Raw genomic sequence first — 15,079 nt, 5'->3', positions numbered from 1 at the left:
TCCATTGATATCGTTATGCAAGCATTATGGCGGGGCGTTTATATTACCTGAAATTCTAAAATTTCATTTTTTATTCAAAAATCTGCTAAGAAGTTTTTGTTTGGTCTCATTCAAAAGCGTGAAAAAGTCGGCGGTTAATATGAATAAGGTTCAGTAAACTGATTAATGTTCACAGTTTTCTGTATCTTTATCATCGAGTTGCATCTGTGTTTGATACATTACGCAGTACGATTTCCCCTTATCATTGAATTGGAGCACCAAATGAAAGTGGCAGTTCATCCTATTTCCCTCGCAGTATTAAGTGGCATGCTAACGCTTGCTGGCCCAACAATGGCCGATACCATCAAGCTTCGTATTATCGAAACCACCGACATTCACACCAACGTGATGGATTACGATTACTACAAAGACCAACCATCACAGCAAATCGGTTTAAGTCGCACAGCGACAATAGTGAAACAAGCTAAGTCCGAGACAGAAAACACGGTACTAGTAGATAACGGTGATTTAATTCAGGGCAGCCCAATGGGCGATTACATGGCGGCAAAGGGGATTAATCCCGGCGACGTGCACCCAGTCTACAAAGCGATGAACCAGCTAGACTACGATGTGGGCAACATTGGCAATCATGAGTTCAACTATGGCTTAGATTTCCTACAAACGACGTTGAAGGGTGCAAACTTCCCTTACATCAATGCAAACGTATTTGATAAACAAACCGGTGAGCATTACTTCAAGCCTTACCTCATCAAAACTCACACATTTACAGACACAAACGGCGAAGCGCATCAAATAAAAGTGGGTTACATCGGCTTTGTACCACCACAAATTATGGTGTGGGATAAGAAAAACTTAGAAGGCAAAGTCTTTGCTAAAGACATTAAGGAAACAGCAGAGAAACTGATTCCTCAAATGAAGAAAGAAGGCGCAGACGTGATTGTGGCGATTCCACACTCGGGCATTTCTACTGATCCATACAAGCTAGGCGCTGAAAACTCTGTTTACTACCTCACAGAAGTTGAAGGTATTGATGCGATTGCTTTTGGCCACTCTCACGCCGTCTTCCCAGGGAAAGACTTCGCAAACCTACCTGGTGTTGATATAGATAAAGGGACCATCAATGGTGTAACGTCCGTGATGCCGGGCCGCTGGGGAAGTCACGTAGGTGTGATGGATTTGATGCTGAAAGAGAAAGACGGCAGATGGCAAGTCGTCGAAGGCCAAGCAGAAGCACGCCCTATCTTCGATAAAGTAAATAAGAAGTCATTAGCTAAAGCCGATGAAGATATTGTGAAAGCGTTAGAAGAAGATCACAAAGGCACTCGTGAATTTGTAAACCAACCAATCGGCAAAGCAAATGATGTCATGTACAGCTTCTTGGCATTAGTGCAGGACGACCCCACCATTCAAATCGTTAACCTTGCTCAGAAAGACTACGTGGAACGCTTTATTCAAGGCGACCCAGACCTTTCTGACATTCCAGTACTGAGTGCGGCAGCACCATTTAAAGTCGGCGGTCGTAAGAACGATCCGAATAACTTTACAGAAGTAGAATCCGGTCAGCTCACCTTCCGTAATGCGGCCGATCTTTACTTATATCCAAACACCTTGGTTGCGATGAAAGTGAAAGGTAAAGAAGTTCGCGAATGGCTAGAGTGCAGTGCGGGTCAATTCAACCACATCGACATCAACAATCCTAAACCGCAATCTTTGATTGATTGGGATAATTTCCGTACTTACAACTTCGATGTTATTGATGGGGTTAACTACCAAATCGACGTTACCCAACCGCCGAAGTACGATGCGGATTGTAAAGTGATTAATCCAGATTCTCAGCGTATTGTGAACCTGACGTTCAATGGTAAGCCTGTCAATCCGAAGCAAGATTTCATCATCTCAACCAATAACTACCGTGCTTATAGCAATACTTTCCCTGGTACAGGCCCAGATTTCATTGCGTTTGACGCACCAGATGAAAACCGCTCTGTCGTCGCCACTTATATTTCTCGCGTGAGTGAAGAAAAAGGAGAAGTGACACCAAGCGCTGACAACAACTGGTCTTTCGCACCGATTAAGTCCGATAACAAGCTAGATATTCGTTTCGAAACCTCCCCTAGCGATAAAGCGGCGCAGTTCATCAAAGAGAAAGGACAATACCCAATGAAACACGTGTCAACAGACGACATTGGTTTCGCAATTTATCAAATCGATCTGAATAAATAAGGTTGATTTGACAACAACACTAAGCGGCTCTCATGAGCCGCTTTTTTGTTATCAATAAAACCCGTTAAAATAAAGAAAACCGTTTCTGAGTTATCACATGCACAGCGATCTTTTTTCAGACTTAGTCAAACATGGCTTTTTAGAGACAGAAGCAAACCAACTTATTGAAAATGGTGAGTTGCTCGAACTGCCTACACGCCACATTCTTAATCACCAAGGGGAGTTTAGCTCACACCTTTACTTCATCATTGAGGGGTTATGCTACGCAAGCTATCTTACTGAGCACGGCAAAGAATTCAGTAAAGAATTTTATTGGGAGAAGGACTGGGTTATCGGGTTTGAGAGCATAATAAAGGACCAACCTTCGCCTTACTTATTGGAAACGCTGAGCGCTTGTCAGCTATTTTGCTTGCCAATTGAAACGTTGCATCACTGGCGAGCAGAAAAGCACGCCATTTACTTAAAGCTACTCGAAAACCAACTGGTTAATAAAGAGAACAAAGAACGCTTTATGTTGCTCTACTCTCCAGAAGAACGATATCAATTATTTTGCGCTCATTACCCAGATTTAAAGCAACGTATTACCGATAGTCAAATTGCGGCCTACCTCGGCATTACGCCAATCAGTTTGAGCCGAATCAAAGCGCGCTTAACCAAAGATCACACTCTCAAATAAACTCAAAAAAGAAAAAAGCTCTTCAAACGAAGAGCTTTTTCTCTGCTATTTGAGCTATTTAAGAATTCGCGCCCGGAATTGGCGCCCTTTCATCTTGCCGTTACTAATGGTCTGTAGAGCCTTTTTAGCCACAAACTTTTCGACGGCAACATAAGCGCGTACAGGGAACAGGTGAATCTTTCCGACTTGAGAGCCTGGAATACCATTTTTTCCTGTCAAACAACCTAAAATATCACCCGGTCGTACTTTCTGTTTCTTACCGCCATCAATGTTAATCGTAACCATCTTCGCTTGGTATGGCTGCTGATTTGATTTGGCAGGCAATGTTGCTGGTACCACGTCCATCTCTAGGTATTCTTCAATACGAGCTACACGTAAACCGTCTTTCTCACCAAAAAAGCTGAACGCTAAACCTTTACTACCCGCACGACCTGTACGACCAATACGGTGCACATGAACCTCAGGATCGCGCGATAGCTCAAAGTTAAAGACAGCATCAAGATTATCAACGTCCAAACCACGCGCTGCAACGTCTGTTGCAACAAGGATAGACACACTCTTGTTAGCAAACTGCACCAATGCTTGGTCGCGTTCACGCTGCTCTAAGTCCCCATGGATATCGATAACGCTGAATCCTTTGTGATGCAACTCATCTGCGACACTTTGCACTTCTTTTTTGGTATTACAAAAAACCACCGCGGACTCTGGCTGGTGAGTCAGCAGCAAATTCGCCAATGCTTCATCACGTGCTTCCGAGCCTTCAACTTTATAGAAGTACTGCGCAATGCTTGAGGTATCATGCGTCGATTCCACCTTAATCACTTCCGGTGTCTGCATTATACGCTGCGCAATTTGCTCAATTTTTTCTGGAAAAGTAGCACTGAAAAGTAGAGTTTGACGCTGCTTTGGCGCTGCATCGATGATTGCATCTAATGCGTCTTGGAACCCCATGTCCAACATGCGATCAGCTTCATCTAGCACCAAGGTATTCAGTTCGCTAAGATCAATTCGGCCTTTTTCAAGGTGATCCAAAATACGACCAGGAGTACCAACTAGGATATGCGCACCATGCTCCAGCGAACCAATTTGTGGCCCCATAGGCATCCCACCGCAGAGAGTAAGCACTTTAATATTATGAATGCCGCGACCTAAAGTACGAATTTCCTTCGCTACTTGGTCTGCAAGCTCACGCGTTGGACACAATACTAATGACTGGACACGAAAGCGTTTGACGTTGAGGTTCGATAAAACCCCTAAACCAAATGCAGCGGTTTTACCTGAGCCCGTTTTACCCTGCCCGATGACATCACGATGTTTTAGGATTGCAGGCAAGCTCAAAGCTTGAATTGGCGTCATGTGGGTATAGTTCAGGGAATCAAGTGTGGCAAGTAACGCTGGGTTAAGCCCTACTTGATCGAATGTTTGTTTGCTCACGGGGATATCCTCAGGTGAGATGGAAAGAGGGCACATTATCACCAGATTTGGTGGGAAAACCAGTGCTAATTAACCTTTGTTAATGAGTATGAGCTCAAAACAAAGTAAAGTCAGTCACTCTATTCTCATTACGGATGACAACATGCTCACTTGGATTACTTTGCCCTTTGCTCAGCTAACAACCACACAGCTGTATGAAATGATGAAATTGCGTGTGGATGTATTCGTTGTTGAACAAACCTGCCCTTATCCTGAACTGGATGGTAAGGACACGCTGGAAGGCGTTTATCATCTAATAGGCTATCACGGTGATGAACTGGTTGCTTGCGCACGATTACTGCCCGCAGGCACTACGTATGACAATGTGAGTATTGGTCGAGTGGTGACAAAGCAGACCGCGCGAGGCGGTGGCTTAGGTCATAAGTTATTGGACAAGGCATTGGCACAATGCGAAACATTATGGCCAGGGCAGACAATAGATATAGGTGCTCAAGAACACCTCATCCAGTTTTATGCAAGTCATGGATTCAAGGTTATCTCAGAGTGCTACCTTGAAGATGGTATCCCTCATGTGGATATGCGGAAAGAATCCGTAGCGCTATAAGTTTCAATTCGATTGGTTACTATGAAAACTAATCGAATTAAAAAACTAACTAAAAAGACGCGATATATTCGCGTCTTTTCATTTGAAGCGTTTACTTGTTACGCCCAAAGGTCCCATCCGACAAACGGAAAAACATAACGGACCGCCCGCTTTTTTCCAGCTGTAGCATATCTAACTCGCCTTCGTCACTAAGCTTAAAGCGAATCAACTGTCCCTGCTTTATTTGGCTTAGCGGCTTATCACTGCCTTCTATTTTGACCAGAGCGCTAAGATCCGCCATAGAGAGCTGATTACTTCTGAAAACCTGCGCTAATGTATCACCATTTTTAACCGTGTACTCTTTCCAGTCTTCAGATTTCGGTCCAGAGTTCTGAGAGGTTCTCTGCTGGCTTAAACTCTGCGCGTTCAGCTCAATCGCTACGCGTTGATGATCGACCTCAGTCTGCTCAACTGGCTGGTCTGTTTTATTCGGCAAAGGAATAACAAGGAGTACCAGAATCAATGGCACTAAGACCATCAAAGCACGCTGATGAAATTTAGGCAGACGCAACCAAAACTGCTTAACAGGCTGTATACGCTCCAACCATTGCTCTTTGTTGAACGGCTGCTTCCAGTCGATAGCAGCGAATTTTTGTTTAACCAATTCGACATAGTCGACTTGCTGCTTTTTCTTTCTGCGACGATTCATTGTAATGAGTCCCTTAATACTTCTACGGTCAGTATAAAAATACCGACGCGGAGAGTATATGTTTTTCACCAAACTAAAATGGAATTGGGATTAAATTAGCAGAAATTTCACTTGGAGTAAGAGATAAGTCACAACCTGGCCGCCTCAATTAAGCATTCAGTCGCAATCATTTAAACCTAAGCTCGAAACTGATATCCTGTTACCTTTATCACTCCTAATAAGAGCGACATTCATGTCTGAAATTAAATTTGAAACTGCAGAACAAAAAGCAAGCTACGGCATTGGTCTGCAAATGGGTCAGCAACTTGCAGGCTCTGGTCTTGAAGGTCTTAGCGTTGATGCTATCGCAGCAGGTATTGCAACAGCACTAACTGGTGACATGCCATCAATCGAAATTGATGAAATCAACAAAGCACTACAAGAACTTCACACTCGTGCAGAAACAGCTCGCCAAGAAGCAGCAAAAATTGCGGCAGCAGAAGGCGAAGCGTTCCTAAAAGACAACGCTCTACGACCTGAAGTTAACGTTCTAGACTCTGGTCTTCAGTACGAAATCATTTCTGAAGGTACTGGTGCAGTTCCTACAGCAGAAAGCTCAGTTCGCGTTCACTACCACGGTGAGCTAACTGACGGTACTGTATTCGATAGCTCTGTATCTCGCGGTCAACCTGCTGAATTCCCTGTTACAGGTGTAATCAAAGGTTGGGTAGAGGCACTACAACTAATGCCTGTTGGCTCTAAGTGGAAGCTATACGTACCACAAGATCTTGCGTACGGTGAGCGTGGCGCTGGTGCGGCTATCCCTCCATTTGCAGCTTTAGTTTTCGAAGTAGAACTATTAGATATTATCTAATTGAAACCATTTTCAATTACGATTAAATAAAACGGCGCACTAGCGCCGTTTTTTTGTCTAAACTGAATAGACTTTCTCACCTCTGAACCTTTCACTCTGATAGCCTTTAAAAATAAAATCACTTTTAAAAAACGCTCAACCTTTGGAGGTACTATGCGTAAAACACTCCTAACTCTAGCACTCCTATCAATCAACATTGGTAGTGCGCACGCATTCTTAGATTCAGTCACTCAAAAAAGTAAAGAAAGTGGCCTGATGGACATGGTCGGCAGCAGCTTGAACACCGAGTCGTCTCCATTAACAGACATGCTAACTAGCCAATTACCAGTATCCACTGAGCAAGCAGCCGGAGGCAGTGGTGCACTACTCGCTTTGGCTCAAAGCCAGCTTTCGCAAGAAAATAGTAGTGAATTACAGTCTTTGATTCCTGGACTTTCAAACTTGCAAGGAGCACAAAGCTTACTAGGAAATATTGAGAATATCAGTGCTGTAAAAAGTGCATTCGATACGTTAGGTTTAGACCCATCTATGATCAGTCAGTTTGCTCCAGTAATCTTGGATTACTTGAACAAGCAAGGCGCTAGCGAAGGGCTTCTAAGTTCGTTGGGCGGGTTGTGGAATACTAGTAAATAAGCGCAAGTGATAATCACTTTTTAAATTGCCAGTCTGCATGGGTTGAAATAAATGCAGGCTGGATATAAAGGTTTACTGAATTACAGATACAAAAAAGCCGAGCTAATGCTCGGCTTTCTCGTTCTTACGAACTGATTACTCAGCAGCTTCTTCAGCAGCTGGGCGATCTACAAGCTCAATGTAAGCCATTGGAGCTTTATCACCAGCACGGAAGCCAGCTTTTAGGATACGAGTGTAACCGCCCTGACGAGCAGCAAAACGTGGACCTAGTTCGTTAAATAGTTTTGCAACTACTTCGTTGTCACGAGTACGTGCAAATGCTAGACGACGGTTAGCAACACTGTCAGTCTTAGCTAGTGTAATCAAAGGCTCAACTACGCGACGTAGCTCTTTTGCTTTTGGCAAAGTAGTCTTGATAACTTCATGACGTACTAGAGAGCTAGCCATGTTGCTGAACATCGCTTTGCGATGTGAGCTGTTGCGGTTGAGTTGACGACCACTCTTACGATGGCGCATGACCTAATCCTTCTAACTAGTATCGATTAATCTTCAGCGATTGATGCAGGTGGCCAGTTTTCTAGGCGCATGCCCAGAGACAGACCACGTGACGCAAGTACGTCTTTAATCTCAGTAAGAGATTTTTTACCAAGGTTAGGCGTTTTAAGTAGCTCAACCTCAGTGCGTTGTACTAGATCACCGATGTAGTGAATCGCTTCTGCTTTCAGACAGTTAGCAGAGCGAACTGTTAGTTCAAGATCGTCTACAGGACGCAGTAGGATCGGATCGAATTCTGGCTTCTCTTCCTTCTCCTCAGGAACTCGTACATCACGAAGATCTACGAATGCATCCAATTGTTCAGCTAGGATTGTAGCTGCACGACGGATTGCTTCCTCAGGTTCTAGAGTACCGTTTGTTTCCATATCGATAACAAGCTTGTCTAGATCAGTACGCTGTTCTACACGAGCTGCTTCTACAGCGTAGGCAATTTTGTCTACTGGGCTGTAAGTAGCATCTACTAGTAGGCGACCGATAGGACGCTCGTCTTCTTCGTTATGGATACGCGCAGAAGCTGGAACATAACCACGACCACGTTCAACTTTGATACGCATTGCGATCTCAGCGTTGTCATCCGTTAGGTGACAAATTACGTGTTCAGGGTTAGCGATCTCTACATCACCATCATGGGTGATGTCACCTGCAACCACAGGGCCCGAGCCTGATTTGTTCAAAGTAATGAACACTTCATCTTTGCCTTCGGCAACGCGCACAGCCAAACCTTTAAGGTTTAGAAGAATTTCAAGAATATCTTCTTGAACGCCTTCTTTCGTGCTGTACTCATGAAGTACGCCTTCAATTTCTACTTCTGTTACAGCACAACCTGGCATAGAAGATAGAAGGATGCGGCGAAGTGCATTACCCAGAGTATGACCAAAGCCACGCTCTAATGGCTCAAGAGTTACTTTTGCGTGAGTCGAGCTGATTTGTTCGATGTCAACTAGACGTGGCTTAAGAAATTCTGTTACAGAACCCTGCATTGTGTCCTCTCTTTAGTTTAAACCTTACTTAGAGTAAAGCTCGACGATCAATTGTTCGTTGATGTCAGCTGATAGATCAGAACGCTCAGGCATACGCTTGAATGTACCTTCCATCTTGCCACCATCTACTTCAATCCAAGTTGGTTTTTCACGTTGTTCAGCAACTTCTAGAGCTGCTTTGATACGAGCTTGCTGTTTAGCTTTCTCGCGAATAGAAACAACGTCATTAGCCGCTACTTTGAAAGAAGGAACGTTTACAACTTTACCGTTTACTAGGATAGCTTTGTGGCTAACTAGCTGACGTGCTTCTGCGCGAGTTGCGCCAAAGCCCATGCGGTAAACTACGTTATCAAGACGACCTTCAAGAAGCTGAAGTAGGTTTTCACCAGTGTTGCCTTTTAGGCGAGCAGCTTCTTTGTAGTAGTTACGGAATTGTTTTTCTAGAACGCCGTACATACGACGTACTTTTTGCTTCTCACGAAGCTGAACGCCATACTCAGATAGACGACCGCGACGAGCGCCGTGTACACCTGGTGCGTTATCAATTTTACACTTGGTATCGATCGCGCGAACACCAGACTTAAGGAATAAGTCAGTGCCTTCACGACGGCTAAGCTTCAGCTTAGGACCCAAATATCTTGCCATGATTCTTCTCCAATTGTCCTAGAAACGTTATACGCGACGTTTCTTAGGTGGACGACAACCGTTATGAGGGATTGGTGTAGCATCAACGATGTTTGTGATGCGGAAACCAGCGGCGTTTAGTGCACGAACAGTAGATTCGCGACCTGGACCAGGACCCTTAACCATAACTTCCAAGTTCTTTAGGCCGTATTCTTTAGCCATTTCAGCACAACGCTCAGCAGCAACCTGTGCAGCGAACGGAGTAGACTTACGAGAACCACGGAAACCAGAACCACCTGCAGTAGCCCATGCAAGAGCGTTACCTTGACGGTCAGTAATGGTTACGATTGTGTTATTGAAAGAAGCATGGATGTGCGCAACGCCATCTGCAACTTGCTTGCGTACGCGCTTACGAGCGCGAGTTGGTTGTTTAGCCATTGTACTCTACCTTCCCGATTATTTCTTGATCGGCTTACGCGGACCCTTACGGGTGCGAGCGTTGGTTTTAGTACGCTGTCCACGTAGTGGTAGACTGCGACGATGACGAAGACCACGGTAACAGCCAAGGTCCATAAGACGCTTGATGTTCATAGATACTTCACGACGTAGATCACCTTCTACAGTGTACTTAGCTACACCATCACGCAGTTGATCGATCTGCTCTTCAGTTAGTTCACTGATCTTAACATTTTCAGCAATACCCACTTCAGCTAGGATAGCTTGAGAGCGAGTTTTACCGATGCCGTAGATCGCTGTTAGAGCGATTACTGCATGTTTCTGATCAGGAATGTTAATGCCTGCTATACGGGCCATTATTCACTCCTAAGTGTTTCTATAAAAGAATTAGCCGCAGCAAAGCCCGTTATGGATACGCTGCGGAATACTACTTCTTTTGCACGCAAAAGGTAGGCCGAGGAATATACTCGACCCAACCTTCATTTTCAAGTAAAAATTTCTGCTAATTAGCCTTGGCGCTGTTTGTGCTTTGGCTCACTGCAAATCACGCGAACGACACCGTTACGCTTGATTACTTTACAGTTACGGCAGATTTTTTTAACGGAAGCACGAACTTTCATTGCTAAACTCCGTAAATGAAACTGAGTCTACCGCCGAATTAACGGCCGTAGCCTTTCAGATTCGCTTTCTTCAACACAGAATCATACTGTTGAGACATCAGATGAGTCTGTACCTGTGCCATAAAGTCCATAATTACAACAACTACGATTAGTAGCGATGTACCGCCGAAGTAGAAACGTACGTTCCACGCGACCATCATGAACTCGGGAATCAGACAGATAAAGGTAATGTACAGTGCACCAGCAAGGGTTAAACGTGTCATTACTTTATCAATGTATTTCGCTGTCTGCTCACCTGGGCGGATACCGGGTACGAATGCACCAGACTTCTTCAAGTTATCTGCTGTTTCACGCGGGTTGAAAACCAACGCCGTGTAGAAGAAACAGAAGAAGATAATTGCTGCTGCATAAAGCATTACATACAACGGTTGACCTGGGCTAAGAGCCAAAGACACGTCAGTTAACCAACCGAACGCGCTGCTCTCACCGTTTTGACCAAACCACTGAGCCAATGTTCCTGGGAACAAGATAATACTTGATGCAAAAATCGCTGGAATTACACCTGCCATGTTAATTTTAAGAGGCAAGTGCGAGCTTTGCGCAGCAAATACTTTACGACCTTGTTGACGTTTCGCATAGTTAACGACGATTCGGCGTTGACCACGTTCCATGAAAACAACGAAGTAAATTACTGCAAAAGCTAATACCGCGATTAGCAACAGAAGAAGTACATGCAATTCACCTTGACGCGCTTGCTCGATTGTTTGACCGATTGCAGAAGGCAATCCAGCAACAATACCTGCAAAAATCAGTATCGAAATACCGTTACCAATTCCGCGCTCTGTAATTTGTTCACCTAACCACATCAAGAACATGGTACCGGTTACTAAACTTACGGTAGCAATTAGCGTAAACATGGTTTGGTTGATAACAACCAGATTGTCGACCATGTTTGGTAGGCCAGTTGCAATACCTATAGCTTGGAAGGTTGCAAGTACAAGCGTGCCGTAGCGTGTGTATTGGCTTATCTTACGACGGCCTGCTTCACCCTCTTTTTTGAGTTCAGCTAACGCTGGATGAACTACAGTTAGCAATTGGACAACAATAGATGCCGAAATATACGGCATGATGCCCAATGCTAATATAGATGCACGCTCAAGAGCACCACCGGAGAACATGTTAAACATTTCAACGATGGTACCTTTTTGCTGTTCGAACAAATCGGCAAGTACAGCAGCGTCAATACCAGGAATCGGCACAAAAGAGCCGGCTCGGAATACTAAAAGTGCACCAATTACGAATAACAAGCGCGACTTTAGTTCACTTAAGCCGCTCTGAGCACTACGAAAATCTTGTCCTGGTTTCTTAGCCATCTGTACCTCGTTCCTCGAGATTATTCCTCGATTTTACCGCCTGCAGCTTCGATTGCAGCTTTAGCGCCTTTAGTCACACGTAGACCTTTAACAGTCACTGCTTTGTTGATTTCACCAGAAAGAACAACTTTTACAAATTCGATGTTCTTAGTGATGATGTTAGCAGCTTTAAGACTGTTTAGATCAACTACGTCACCAGAAACTTTCGCTAGCTCAGCTAGACGAACTTCAGCAGACACTAGGCTCTTGCGAGAAGTGAAACCGAATTTTGGTAGACGTTGTTTCAGAGGCATCTGACCGCCTTCGAAACCTGGACGAACACTGCCGCCAGAACGTGATTTTTGACCTTTGTGACCACGGCCACCAGTTTTACCTAGGCCTGAACCGATACCACGACCTACTCGCTTCGCAGAAGTTTTCGCGCCAGCAGCCGGTGCTAGAGTATTCAAACGCATTCTGATTACTCCTCAACTTTAACCATGTAGTAAACCTTGTTGATCATACCGCGAATACACGGGGTATCTTCAAGTTCTACTGTGTGGTTGATTTTACGAAGACCTAGACCGCGCAAAGTAGCTTTGTGCTTTGGCAGACGACCAATTGAGCTTTTAGTTTGAGTTACTTTAATAGTTGCCATGGTGTTCTTACTCCGAAATAGATTCAACAGTTAGACCACGTTTAGCAGCAACCATTTCTGGTGACTTCATGCTACCTAGTGCATCGATCGTTGCACGAACGATGTTGATAGGGTTCGTAGAACCGTACGCTTTAGATAGTACGTTGTGTACACCAGCAACTTCTAGTACTGCACGCATCGCACCACCTGCGATAACACCAGTACCTTCTGCAGCAGGCTGCATGTAAACTTTAGAGCCCGAATGGCGACCTTTCACTGGGTGGTGAAGAGTGCCTTCGTTTAGAGCGATCGTAGTCATGTTACGACGCGCTTTTTCCATTGCTTTTTGAATCGCTGCAGGTACTTCACGAGCTTTGCCGTAACCGAAACCTACACGACCGTTACCGTCACCAACTACTGTTAGTGCAGTGAAGCTCATGATTCGACCACCTTTAACCGTTTTAGAAACACGGTTAACTGCGATTAGCTTTTCTTGCAAATCATTCGCTTGAACTTGTTGTTCTTTAGCCATCTTCCAACCCTACCTTAGAATTTCAGACCAGCTTCGCGAGCAGATTCTGCTAGCGCCGCTACTCGACCGTGGTATTGGAAACCAGAACGATCAAATGCAACTGCAGTTACGCCCTTCTCTAGAGCGCGCTCAGCAATAGCTTTACCCACTGCTTTAGCTGCATCAACGTTACCAGTGTATTTCACTTGCTCACGGATCGCTTTTTCTACAGTAGAAGCTGCTGCGATAACCTCAGAGCCGTTAGCCGCGATAACCTGTGCGTACACGTGACGAGGAGTACGGTGTACAACTAGGCGAGTCGCACCCAGTTCTGCAATCTTACGACGTGCACGTGTAGCACGACGGATGCGAGATGCTTTCTTATCCATAGTGTTACCTTACTTCTTCTTAGCTTCTTTAGTACGCACATTTTCATCTGCGTAACGAACACCTTTGCCTTTGTATGGCTCAGGCTCACGGTAAGAACGAATGTCAGCCGCAACTTGACCAACTAGTTGCTTGTCAGCACCAGTGATCACGATTTCAGTTTGGCTTGGACATTCAGCTTTAATACCCGCTGGCAACTCGTGCTCAACTGGGTGTGAGAAGCCTAGTGTTAGACCTACAGCGTTGCCTTTGATAGCAGCACGGTAACCTACACCTTTAAGAGTTAGCTTCTTAGTAAAGCCTTCAGTAACACCAACAACCATGTTGTTAACTAGAGCGCGAGCAGTACCTGCTTGAGCCCATGCGTTAGCAACACCTTCTTTAGGACCGAAAGTCAGGTTATTTTCTTCCTGAGCGATTACAACTGCGTTGTTAAGAACGCGAGTTAGTTCGCCTTTCGCACCTTTTACAGTGATTTCTTGGCCGTTTAGTTTCACCTCTACGCCAGCTGGAATAGCGACAGGTGCTTTTGCAACACGAGACATAGTCTACTCCTTATTAAGCTACGTAAGCGATGATTTCACCACCAAGACCTGCTTTACGTGCAGCGCGGTCTGACATAAGACCCTTGGAAGTAGAAACGATAGCAATACCAAGACCACCCATTACAGAAGGAAGTTCATCTTTCTTCTTGTAAACACGTAGACCTGGACGAGAAACACGTTTAAGTTGCTCGATTACTGGTTTAGCTTGGAAGTACTTAAGTGTAACTTCTAGCTCAGGTTTTGCTTCGCCTTCAACAGCGAAGTCAACGATGTAACCTTCAGCTTTTAGTAGTGCAGCAATTGCAACTTTAAGCTTTGAAGAAGGCATTTTTACAGCAACTTTGTTTGCTGCCTGACCGTTACGAACGCGGGTCAGCATATCCGAAATCGGATCTTGCATGCTCATATGATTTACTCCAAATGATTAAGTGGCAATTACCAGCTAGCCTTACGAAGACCCGGAATCTCGCCTTTCATGCAAGCTTCACGAACCTTAATACGGCTTAGACCGAACTTACGTAGGTAACCGTGTGGACGACCAGTTTGGTTGCAACGGTTGCGCTGACGTGATGCACTTGAATCACGTGGAAGAGATTGCAGTGTAAGAACCGCGTTCCAACGATCTTCTTCAGATGCGTTTACATCGCTGATGATAGCTTTTAGCGCTGCACGCTTTTCAGCGAACTTAGCTACTAGCTTCGCACGTTTTGCTTCACGTGCTTTCATTGAATTTTTAGCCATAACAGTAACCCTTCACCTTACTTACGGAATGGGAAGTTAAAGGCAGCCAGCAGAGCACGGCCTTCCTCATCAGTACCAGCAGACGTCGTAATAGTGATGTCTAGACCGCGTACTCGATCAACTTTATCAAAGTCGATTTCCGGGAAGATGATTTGCTCGCGAACGCCCATGCTGTAGTTACCGCGACCGTCAAAAGACTTAGCGCTAACACCACGGAAGTCACGTACACGTGGAAGAGCGATGTTAATTAAACGCTCAAGAAAATCCCACATACGTTCGCCACGCAAGGTTACTTTACAACCGATAGGGTAGCCTTCACGGATTTTGAAACCTGCAACAGATTTGCGCGCTTTTGTGATAAGTGGCTTTTGACCAGAGATCGTTGCCATATCAGACGCTGCATTTTCTAGCAGTTTCTTATCGTTGATTGCTTCACCAACACCCATGTTTAGGGTGATTTTCTCGATTCTAGGGACTTGCATGACGCTTGTGTAACCGAACTGTTTGGTCAGTTCAGCGACTACAGACGACTTGTAGTAATCATGCAGTTTCGCCATAGT

Annotated in this window: 22 protein-coding genes; 5 read left to right on the top strand and 17 right to left on the bottom strand. The window is 44.8% G+C overall.

Annotation, left to right across the window (positions count from 1 at the left end; genetic code table 11):
• The first annotated feature begins 261 nt into the window (after positions 1 to 261).
• Together cpdB and R7M92_RS09265 are read left to right on the top strand one after the other, a co-directional pair.
• Positions 262 to 2,223 (top strand): 2',3'-cyclic-nucleotide 2'-phosphodiesterase, encoded by a 1,962-nt coding sequence (gene cpdB / locus R7M92_RS09270; protein WP_318133214.1) that lies wholly within the window; start codon positions 262 to 264, stop codon positions 2,221 to 2,223.
• A gap of 97 nt (positions 2,224 to 2,320) precedes the next feature.
• Complete coding sequence (locus R7M92_RS09265) at positions 2,321 to 2,899, top strand: Crp/Fnr family transcriptional regulator (RefSeq protein ID WP_318133213.1); 579 nt, start codon at positions 2,321 to 2,323, stop codon at positions 2,897 to 2,899.
• Positions 2,900 to 2,953: 54 nt separating this feature from the next.
• Here the strand turns inward: R7M92_RS09265 and dbpA are convergent, their stop codons facing one another.
• Positions 2,954 to 4,333: an ATP-dependent RNA helicase DbpA gene (gene dbpA, locus R7M92_RS09260; RefSeq protein ID WP_318133211.1), complete on the bottom strand. Its 1,380-nt coding sequence runs from the start codon at positions 4,331 to 4,333 to the stop codon at positions 2,954 to 2,956.
• Positions 4,334 to 4,475: 142 nt separating this feature from the next.
• Between dbpA and R7M92_RS09255 the strand changes: the two genes are divergently transcribed.
• Complete coding sequence (locus R7M92_RS09255) at positions 4,476 to 4,937, top strand: GNAT family N-acetyltransferase (protein WP_017820295.1); 462 nt, start codon at positions 4,476 to 4,478, stop codon at positions 4,935 to 4,937.
• A 91-nt stretch (positions 4,938 to 5,028) separates the two neighbouring features.
• On the opposite strand, the gene R7M92_RS09250 is transcribed toward R7M92_RS09255, so the two are convergent.
• Positions 5,029 to 5,625 carry a LysM-like peptidoglycan-binding domain-containing protein gene (locus R7M92_RS09250; RefSeq protein WP_017820296.1) on the bottom strand — a complete coding sequence of 199 codons (597 nt, stop codon included), beginning with the start codon at positions 5,623 to 5,625 and terminating at the stop codon, positions 5,029 to 5,031.
• A gap of 232 nt (positions 5,626 to 5,857) precedes the next feature.
• On the opposite strand from R7M92_RS09250, the gene R7M92_RS09245 reads away from it, so the two are divergent.
• Together R7M92_RS09245 and R7M92_RS09240 are read left to right on the top strand one after the other, a co-directional pair.
• On the top strand, positions 5,858 to 6,478 hold the full coding sequence (locus R7M92_RS09245; protein WP_005383137.1) for an FKBP-type peptidyl-prolyl cis-trans isomerase: 621 nt from the start codon (positions 5,858 to 5,860) through the stop codon (positions 6,476 to 6,478).
• A gap of 153 nt (positions 6,479 to 6,631) precedes the next feature.
• Complete coding sequence (locus R7M92_RS09240; RefSeq protein ID WP_017820297.1) at positions 6,632 to 7,111, top strand: DUF2780 domain-containing protein; 480 nt, start codon at positions 6,632 to 6,634, stop codon at positions 7,109 to 7,111.
• Positions 7,112 to 7,246: 135 nt separating this feature from the next.
• Here the strand turns inward: R7M92_RS09240 and rplQ are convergent, their stop codons facing one another.
• The 15 genes from rplQ to rplE all read right to left on the bottom strand — a co-directional run bounded on the left by rplQ (position 7,247) and on the right by rplE (position 15,076).
• Positions 7,247 to 7,627: a 50S ribosomal protein L17 gene (gene rplQ, locus R7M92_RS09235; RefSeq protein WP_005383141.1), complete on the bottom strand. Its 381-nt coding sequence runs from the start codon at positions 7,625 to 7,627 to the stop codon at positions 7,247 to 7,249.
• Positions 7,628 to 7,653: 26 nt separating this feature from the next.
• Positions 7,654 to 8,646 carry a DNA-directed RNA polymerase subunit alpha gene (locus R7M92_RS09230; RefSeq protein WP_005383143.1) on the bottom strand — a complete coding sequence of 331 codons (993 nt, stop codon included), beginning with the start codon at positions 8,644 to 8,646 and terminating at the stop codon, positions 7,654 to 7,656.
• Positions 8,647 to 8,670: 24 nt separating this feature from the next.
• Positions 8,671 to 9,291 carry a 30S ribosomal protein S4 gene (rpsD, locus tag R7M92_RS09225; protein WP_005383146.1) on the bottom strand — a complete coding sequence of 207 codons (621 nt, stop codon included), beginning with the start codon at positions 9,289 to 9,291 and terminating at the stop codon, positions 8,671 to 8,673.
• Positions 9,292 to 9,318: 27 nt separating this feature from the next.
• Positions 9,319 to 9,708: a 30S ribosomal protein S11 gene (rpsK, locus tag R7M92_RS09220; protein ID WP_001118870.1), complete on the bottom strand. Its 390-nt coding sequence runs from the start codon at positions 9,706 to 9,708 to the stop codon at positions 9,319 to 9,321.
• A gap of 18 nt (positions 9,709 to 9,726) precedes the next feature.
• Positions 9,727 to 10,083 (bottom strand): 30S ribosomal protein S13, encoded by a 357-nt coding sequence (gene rpsM / locus R7M92_RS09215; protein WP_005383154.1) that lies wholly within the window; start codon positions 10,081 to 10,083, stop codon positions 9,727 to 9,729.
• Positions 10,084 to 10,232: 149 nt separating this feature from the next.
• The gene (rpmJ, locus tag R7M92_RS09210; RefSeq protein WP_000868186.1) at positions 10,233 to 10,346 is read right to left on the bottom strand and encodes a 50S ribosomal protein L36; all 114 of its coding nucleotides are present in this window, start codon (positions 10,344 to 10,346) and stop codon (positions 10,233 to 10,235) included.
• A gap of 38 nt (positions 10,347 to 10,384) precedes the next feature.
• Positions 10,385 to 11,719, bottom strand: coding sequence for a preprotein translocase subunit SecY (gene secY / locus R7M92_RS09205; RefSeq protein WP_005379562.1), 1,335 nt, complete (start codon positions 11,717 to 11,719; stop codon positions 10,385 to 10,387).
• Positions 11,720 to 11,739: 20 nt separating this feature from the next.
• Positions 11,740 to 12,174: a 50S ribosomal protein L15 gene (gene rplO / locus R7M92_RS09200; protein WP_005383155.1), complete on the bottom strand. Its 435-nt coding sequence runs from the start codon at positions 12,172 to 12,174 to the stop codon at positions 11,740 to 11,742.
• Between the two features lie 5 nt (positions 12,175 to 12,179).
• Positions 12,180 to 12,356, bottom strand: coding sequence for a 50S ribosomal protein L30 (gene rpmD / locus R7M92_RS09195; protein WP_005379565.1), 177 nt, complete (start codon positions 12,354 to 12,356; stop codon positions 12,180 to 12,182).
• Positions 12,357 to 12,363: 7 nt separating this feature from the next.
• A complete protein-coding gene (gene rpsE, locus R7M92_RS09190) occupies positions 12,364 to 12,867 on the bottom strand; it encodes a 30S ribosomal protein S5 (protein WP_004745894.1) in 504 nt (167 codons plus the stop codon).
• Positions 12,868 to 12,881: 14 nt separating this feature from the next.
• Positions 12,882 to 13,235 (bottom strand): 50S ribosomal protein L18, encoded by a 354-nt coding sequence (gene rplR / locus R7M92_RS09185; protein ID WP_005379568.1) that lies wholly within the window; start codon positions 13,233 to 13,235, stop codon positions 12,882 to 12,884.
• A gap of 9 nt (positions 13,236 to 13,244) precedes the next feature.
• Entirely contained in the window at positions 13,245 to 13,778 is a 534-nt protein-coding gene (gene rplF / locus R7M92_RS09180; RefSeq protein ID WP_005379570.1) for a 50S ribosomal protein L6, read from the bottom strand.
• A gap of 13 nt (positions 13,779 to 13,791) precedes the next feature.
• Positions 13,792 to 14,184: a 30S ribosomal protein S8 gene (rpsH, locus tag R7M92_RS09175; protein WP_005379572.1), complete on the bottom strand. Its 393-nt coding sequence runs from the start codon at positions 14,182 to 14,184 to the stop codon at positions 13,792 to 13,794.
• A gap of 29 nt (positions 14,185 to 14,213) precedes the next feature.
• Positions 14,214 to 14,519, bottom strand: coding sequence for a 30S ribosomal protein S14 (rpsN, locus tag R7M92_RS09170; protein ID WP_004410442.1), 306 nt, complete (start codon positions 14,517 to 14,519; stop codon positions 14,214 to 14,216).
• A 17-nt stretch (positions 14,520 to 14,536) separates the two neighbouring features.
• On the bottom strand, positions 14,537 to 15,076 hold the full coding sequence (gene rplE, locus R7M92_RS09165; RefSeq protein ID WP_005379573.1) for a 50S ribosomal protein L5: 540 nt from the start codon (positions 15,074 to 15,076) through the stop codon (positions 14,537 to 14,539).
• Positions 15,077 to 15,079: the final 3 nt, after the last annotated feature.

The organism is Vibrio sp. Vb2880 (assembly GCF_033337975.1).
In the GTDB taxonomy this organism is placed as follows: Bacteria; Pseudomonadota; Gammaproteobacteria; order Enterobacterales; family Vibrionaceae; genus Vibrio; species Vibrio alginolyticus.
This window is presented reverse-complemented; position numbering and strand designations above follow the sequence as displayed.

Bases quoted from the DNA above. Each gene is read 5' to 3' on its own strand.
- cpdB (WP_318133214.1), top strand. From the start codon at position 262: ATGAAAGTGGCAGTTCATCCTATTTCCCTCGCAGTATTAAGTGGCATG.
- R7M92_RS09265 (WP_318133213.1), top strand. From the start codon at position 2,321: ATGCACAGCGATCTTTTTTCAGACTTAGTCAAACATGGCTTTTTAGAG.
- R7M92_RS09255 (WP_017820295.1), top strand. From the start codon at position 4,476: ATGCTCACTTGGATTACTTTGCCCTTTGCTCAGCTAACAACCACACAG.
- R7M92_RS09250 (WP_017820296.1), bottom strand. From the start codon at position 5,625: ATGAATCGTCGCAGAAAGAAAAAGCAGCAAGTCGACTATGTCGAATTG.
- R7M92_RS09245 (WP_005383137.1), top strand. From the start codon at position 5,858: ATGTCTGAAATTAAATTTGAAACTGCAGAACAAAAAGCAAGCTACGGC.
- R7M92_RS09240 (WP_017820297.1), top strand. From the start codon at position 6,632: ATGCGTAAAACACTCCTAACTCTAGCACTCCTATCAATCAACATTGGT.
- rplQ (WP_005383141.1), bottom strand. From the start codon at position 7,627: ATGCGCCATCGTAAGAGTGGTCGTCAACTCAACCGCAACAGCTCACAT.
- R7M92_RS09230 (WP_005383143.1), bottom strand. From the start codon at position 8,646: ATGCAGGGTTCTGTAACAGAATTTCTTAAGCCACGTCTAGTTGACATC.
- rpsD (WP_005383146.1), bottom strand. From the start codon at position 9,291: ATGGCAAGATATTTGGGTCCTAAGCTGAAGCTTAGCCGTCGTGAAGGC.
- rpsK (WP_001118870.1), bottom strand. From the start codon at position 9,708: ATGGCTAAACAACCAACTCGCGCTCGTAAGCGCGTACGCAAGCAAGTT.
- rpsM (WP_005383154.1), bottom strand. From the start codon at position 10,083: ATGGCCCGTATAGCAGGCATTAACATTCCTGATCAGAAACATGCAGTA.
- rpmJ (WP_000868186.1), bottom strand. From the start codon at position 10,346: ATGAAAGTTCGTGCTTCCGTTAAAAAAATCTGCCGTAACTGTAAAGTA.
- secY (WP_005379562.1), bottom strand. From the start codon at position 11,719: ATGGCTAAGAAACCAGGACAAGATTTTCGTAGTGCTCAGAGCGGCTTA.
- rplO (WP_005383155.1), bottom strand. From the start codon at position 12,174: ATGCGTTTGAATACTCTAGCACCGGCTGCTGGCGCGAAAACTTCTGCG.
- rpmD (WP_005379565.1), bottom strand. From the start codon at position 12,356: ATGGCAACTATTAAAGTAACTCAAACTAAAAGCTCAATTGGTCGTCTG.
- rpsE (WP_004745894.1), bottom strand. From the start codon at position 12,867: ATGGCTAAAGAACAACAAGTTCAAGCGAATGATTTGCAAGAAAAGCTA.
- rplR (WP_005379568.1), bottom strand. From the start codon at position 13,235: ATGGATAAGAAAGCATCTCGCATCCGTCGTGCTACACGTGCACGTCGT.
- rplF (WP_005379570.1), bottom strand. From the start codon at position 13,778: ATGTCTCGTGTTGCAAAAGCACCTGTCGCTATTCCAGCTGGCGTAGAG.
- rpsH (WP_005379572.1), bottom strand. From the start codon at position 14,184: ATGAGCATGCAAGATCCGATTTCGGATATGCTGACCCGCGTTCGTAAC.
- rpsN (WP_004410442.1), bottom strand. From the start codon at position 14,519: ATGGCTAAAAATTCAATGAAAGCACGTGAAGCAAAACGTGCGAAGCTA.
- rplE (WP_005379573.1), bottom strand. From the start codon at position 15,076: ATGGCGAAACTGCATGATTACTACAAGTCGTCTGTAGTCGCTGAACTG.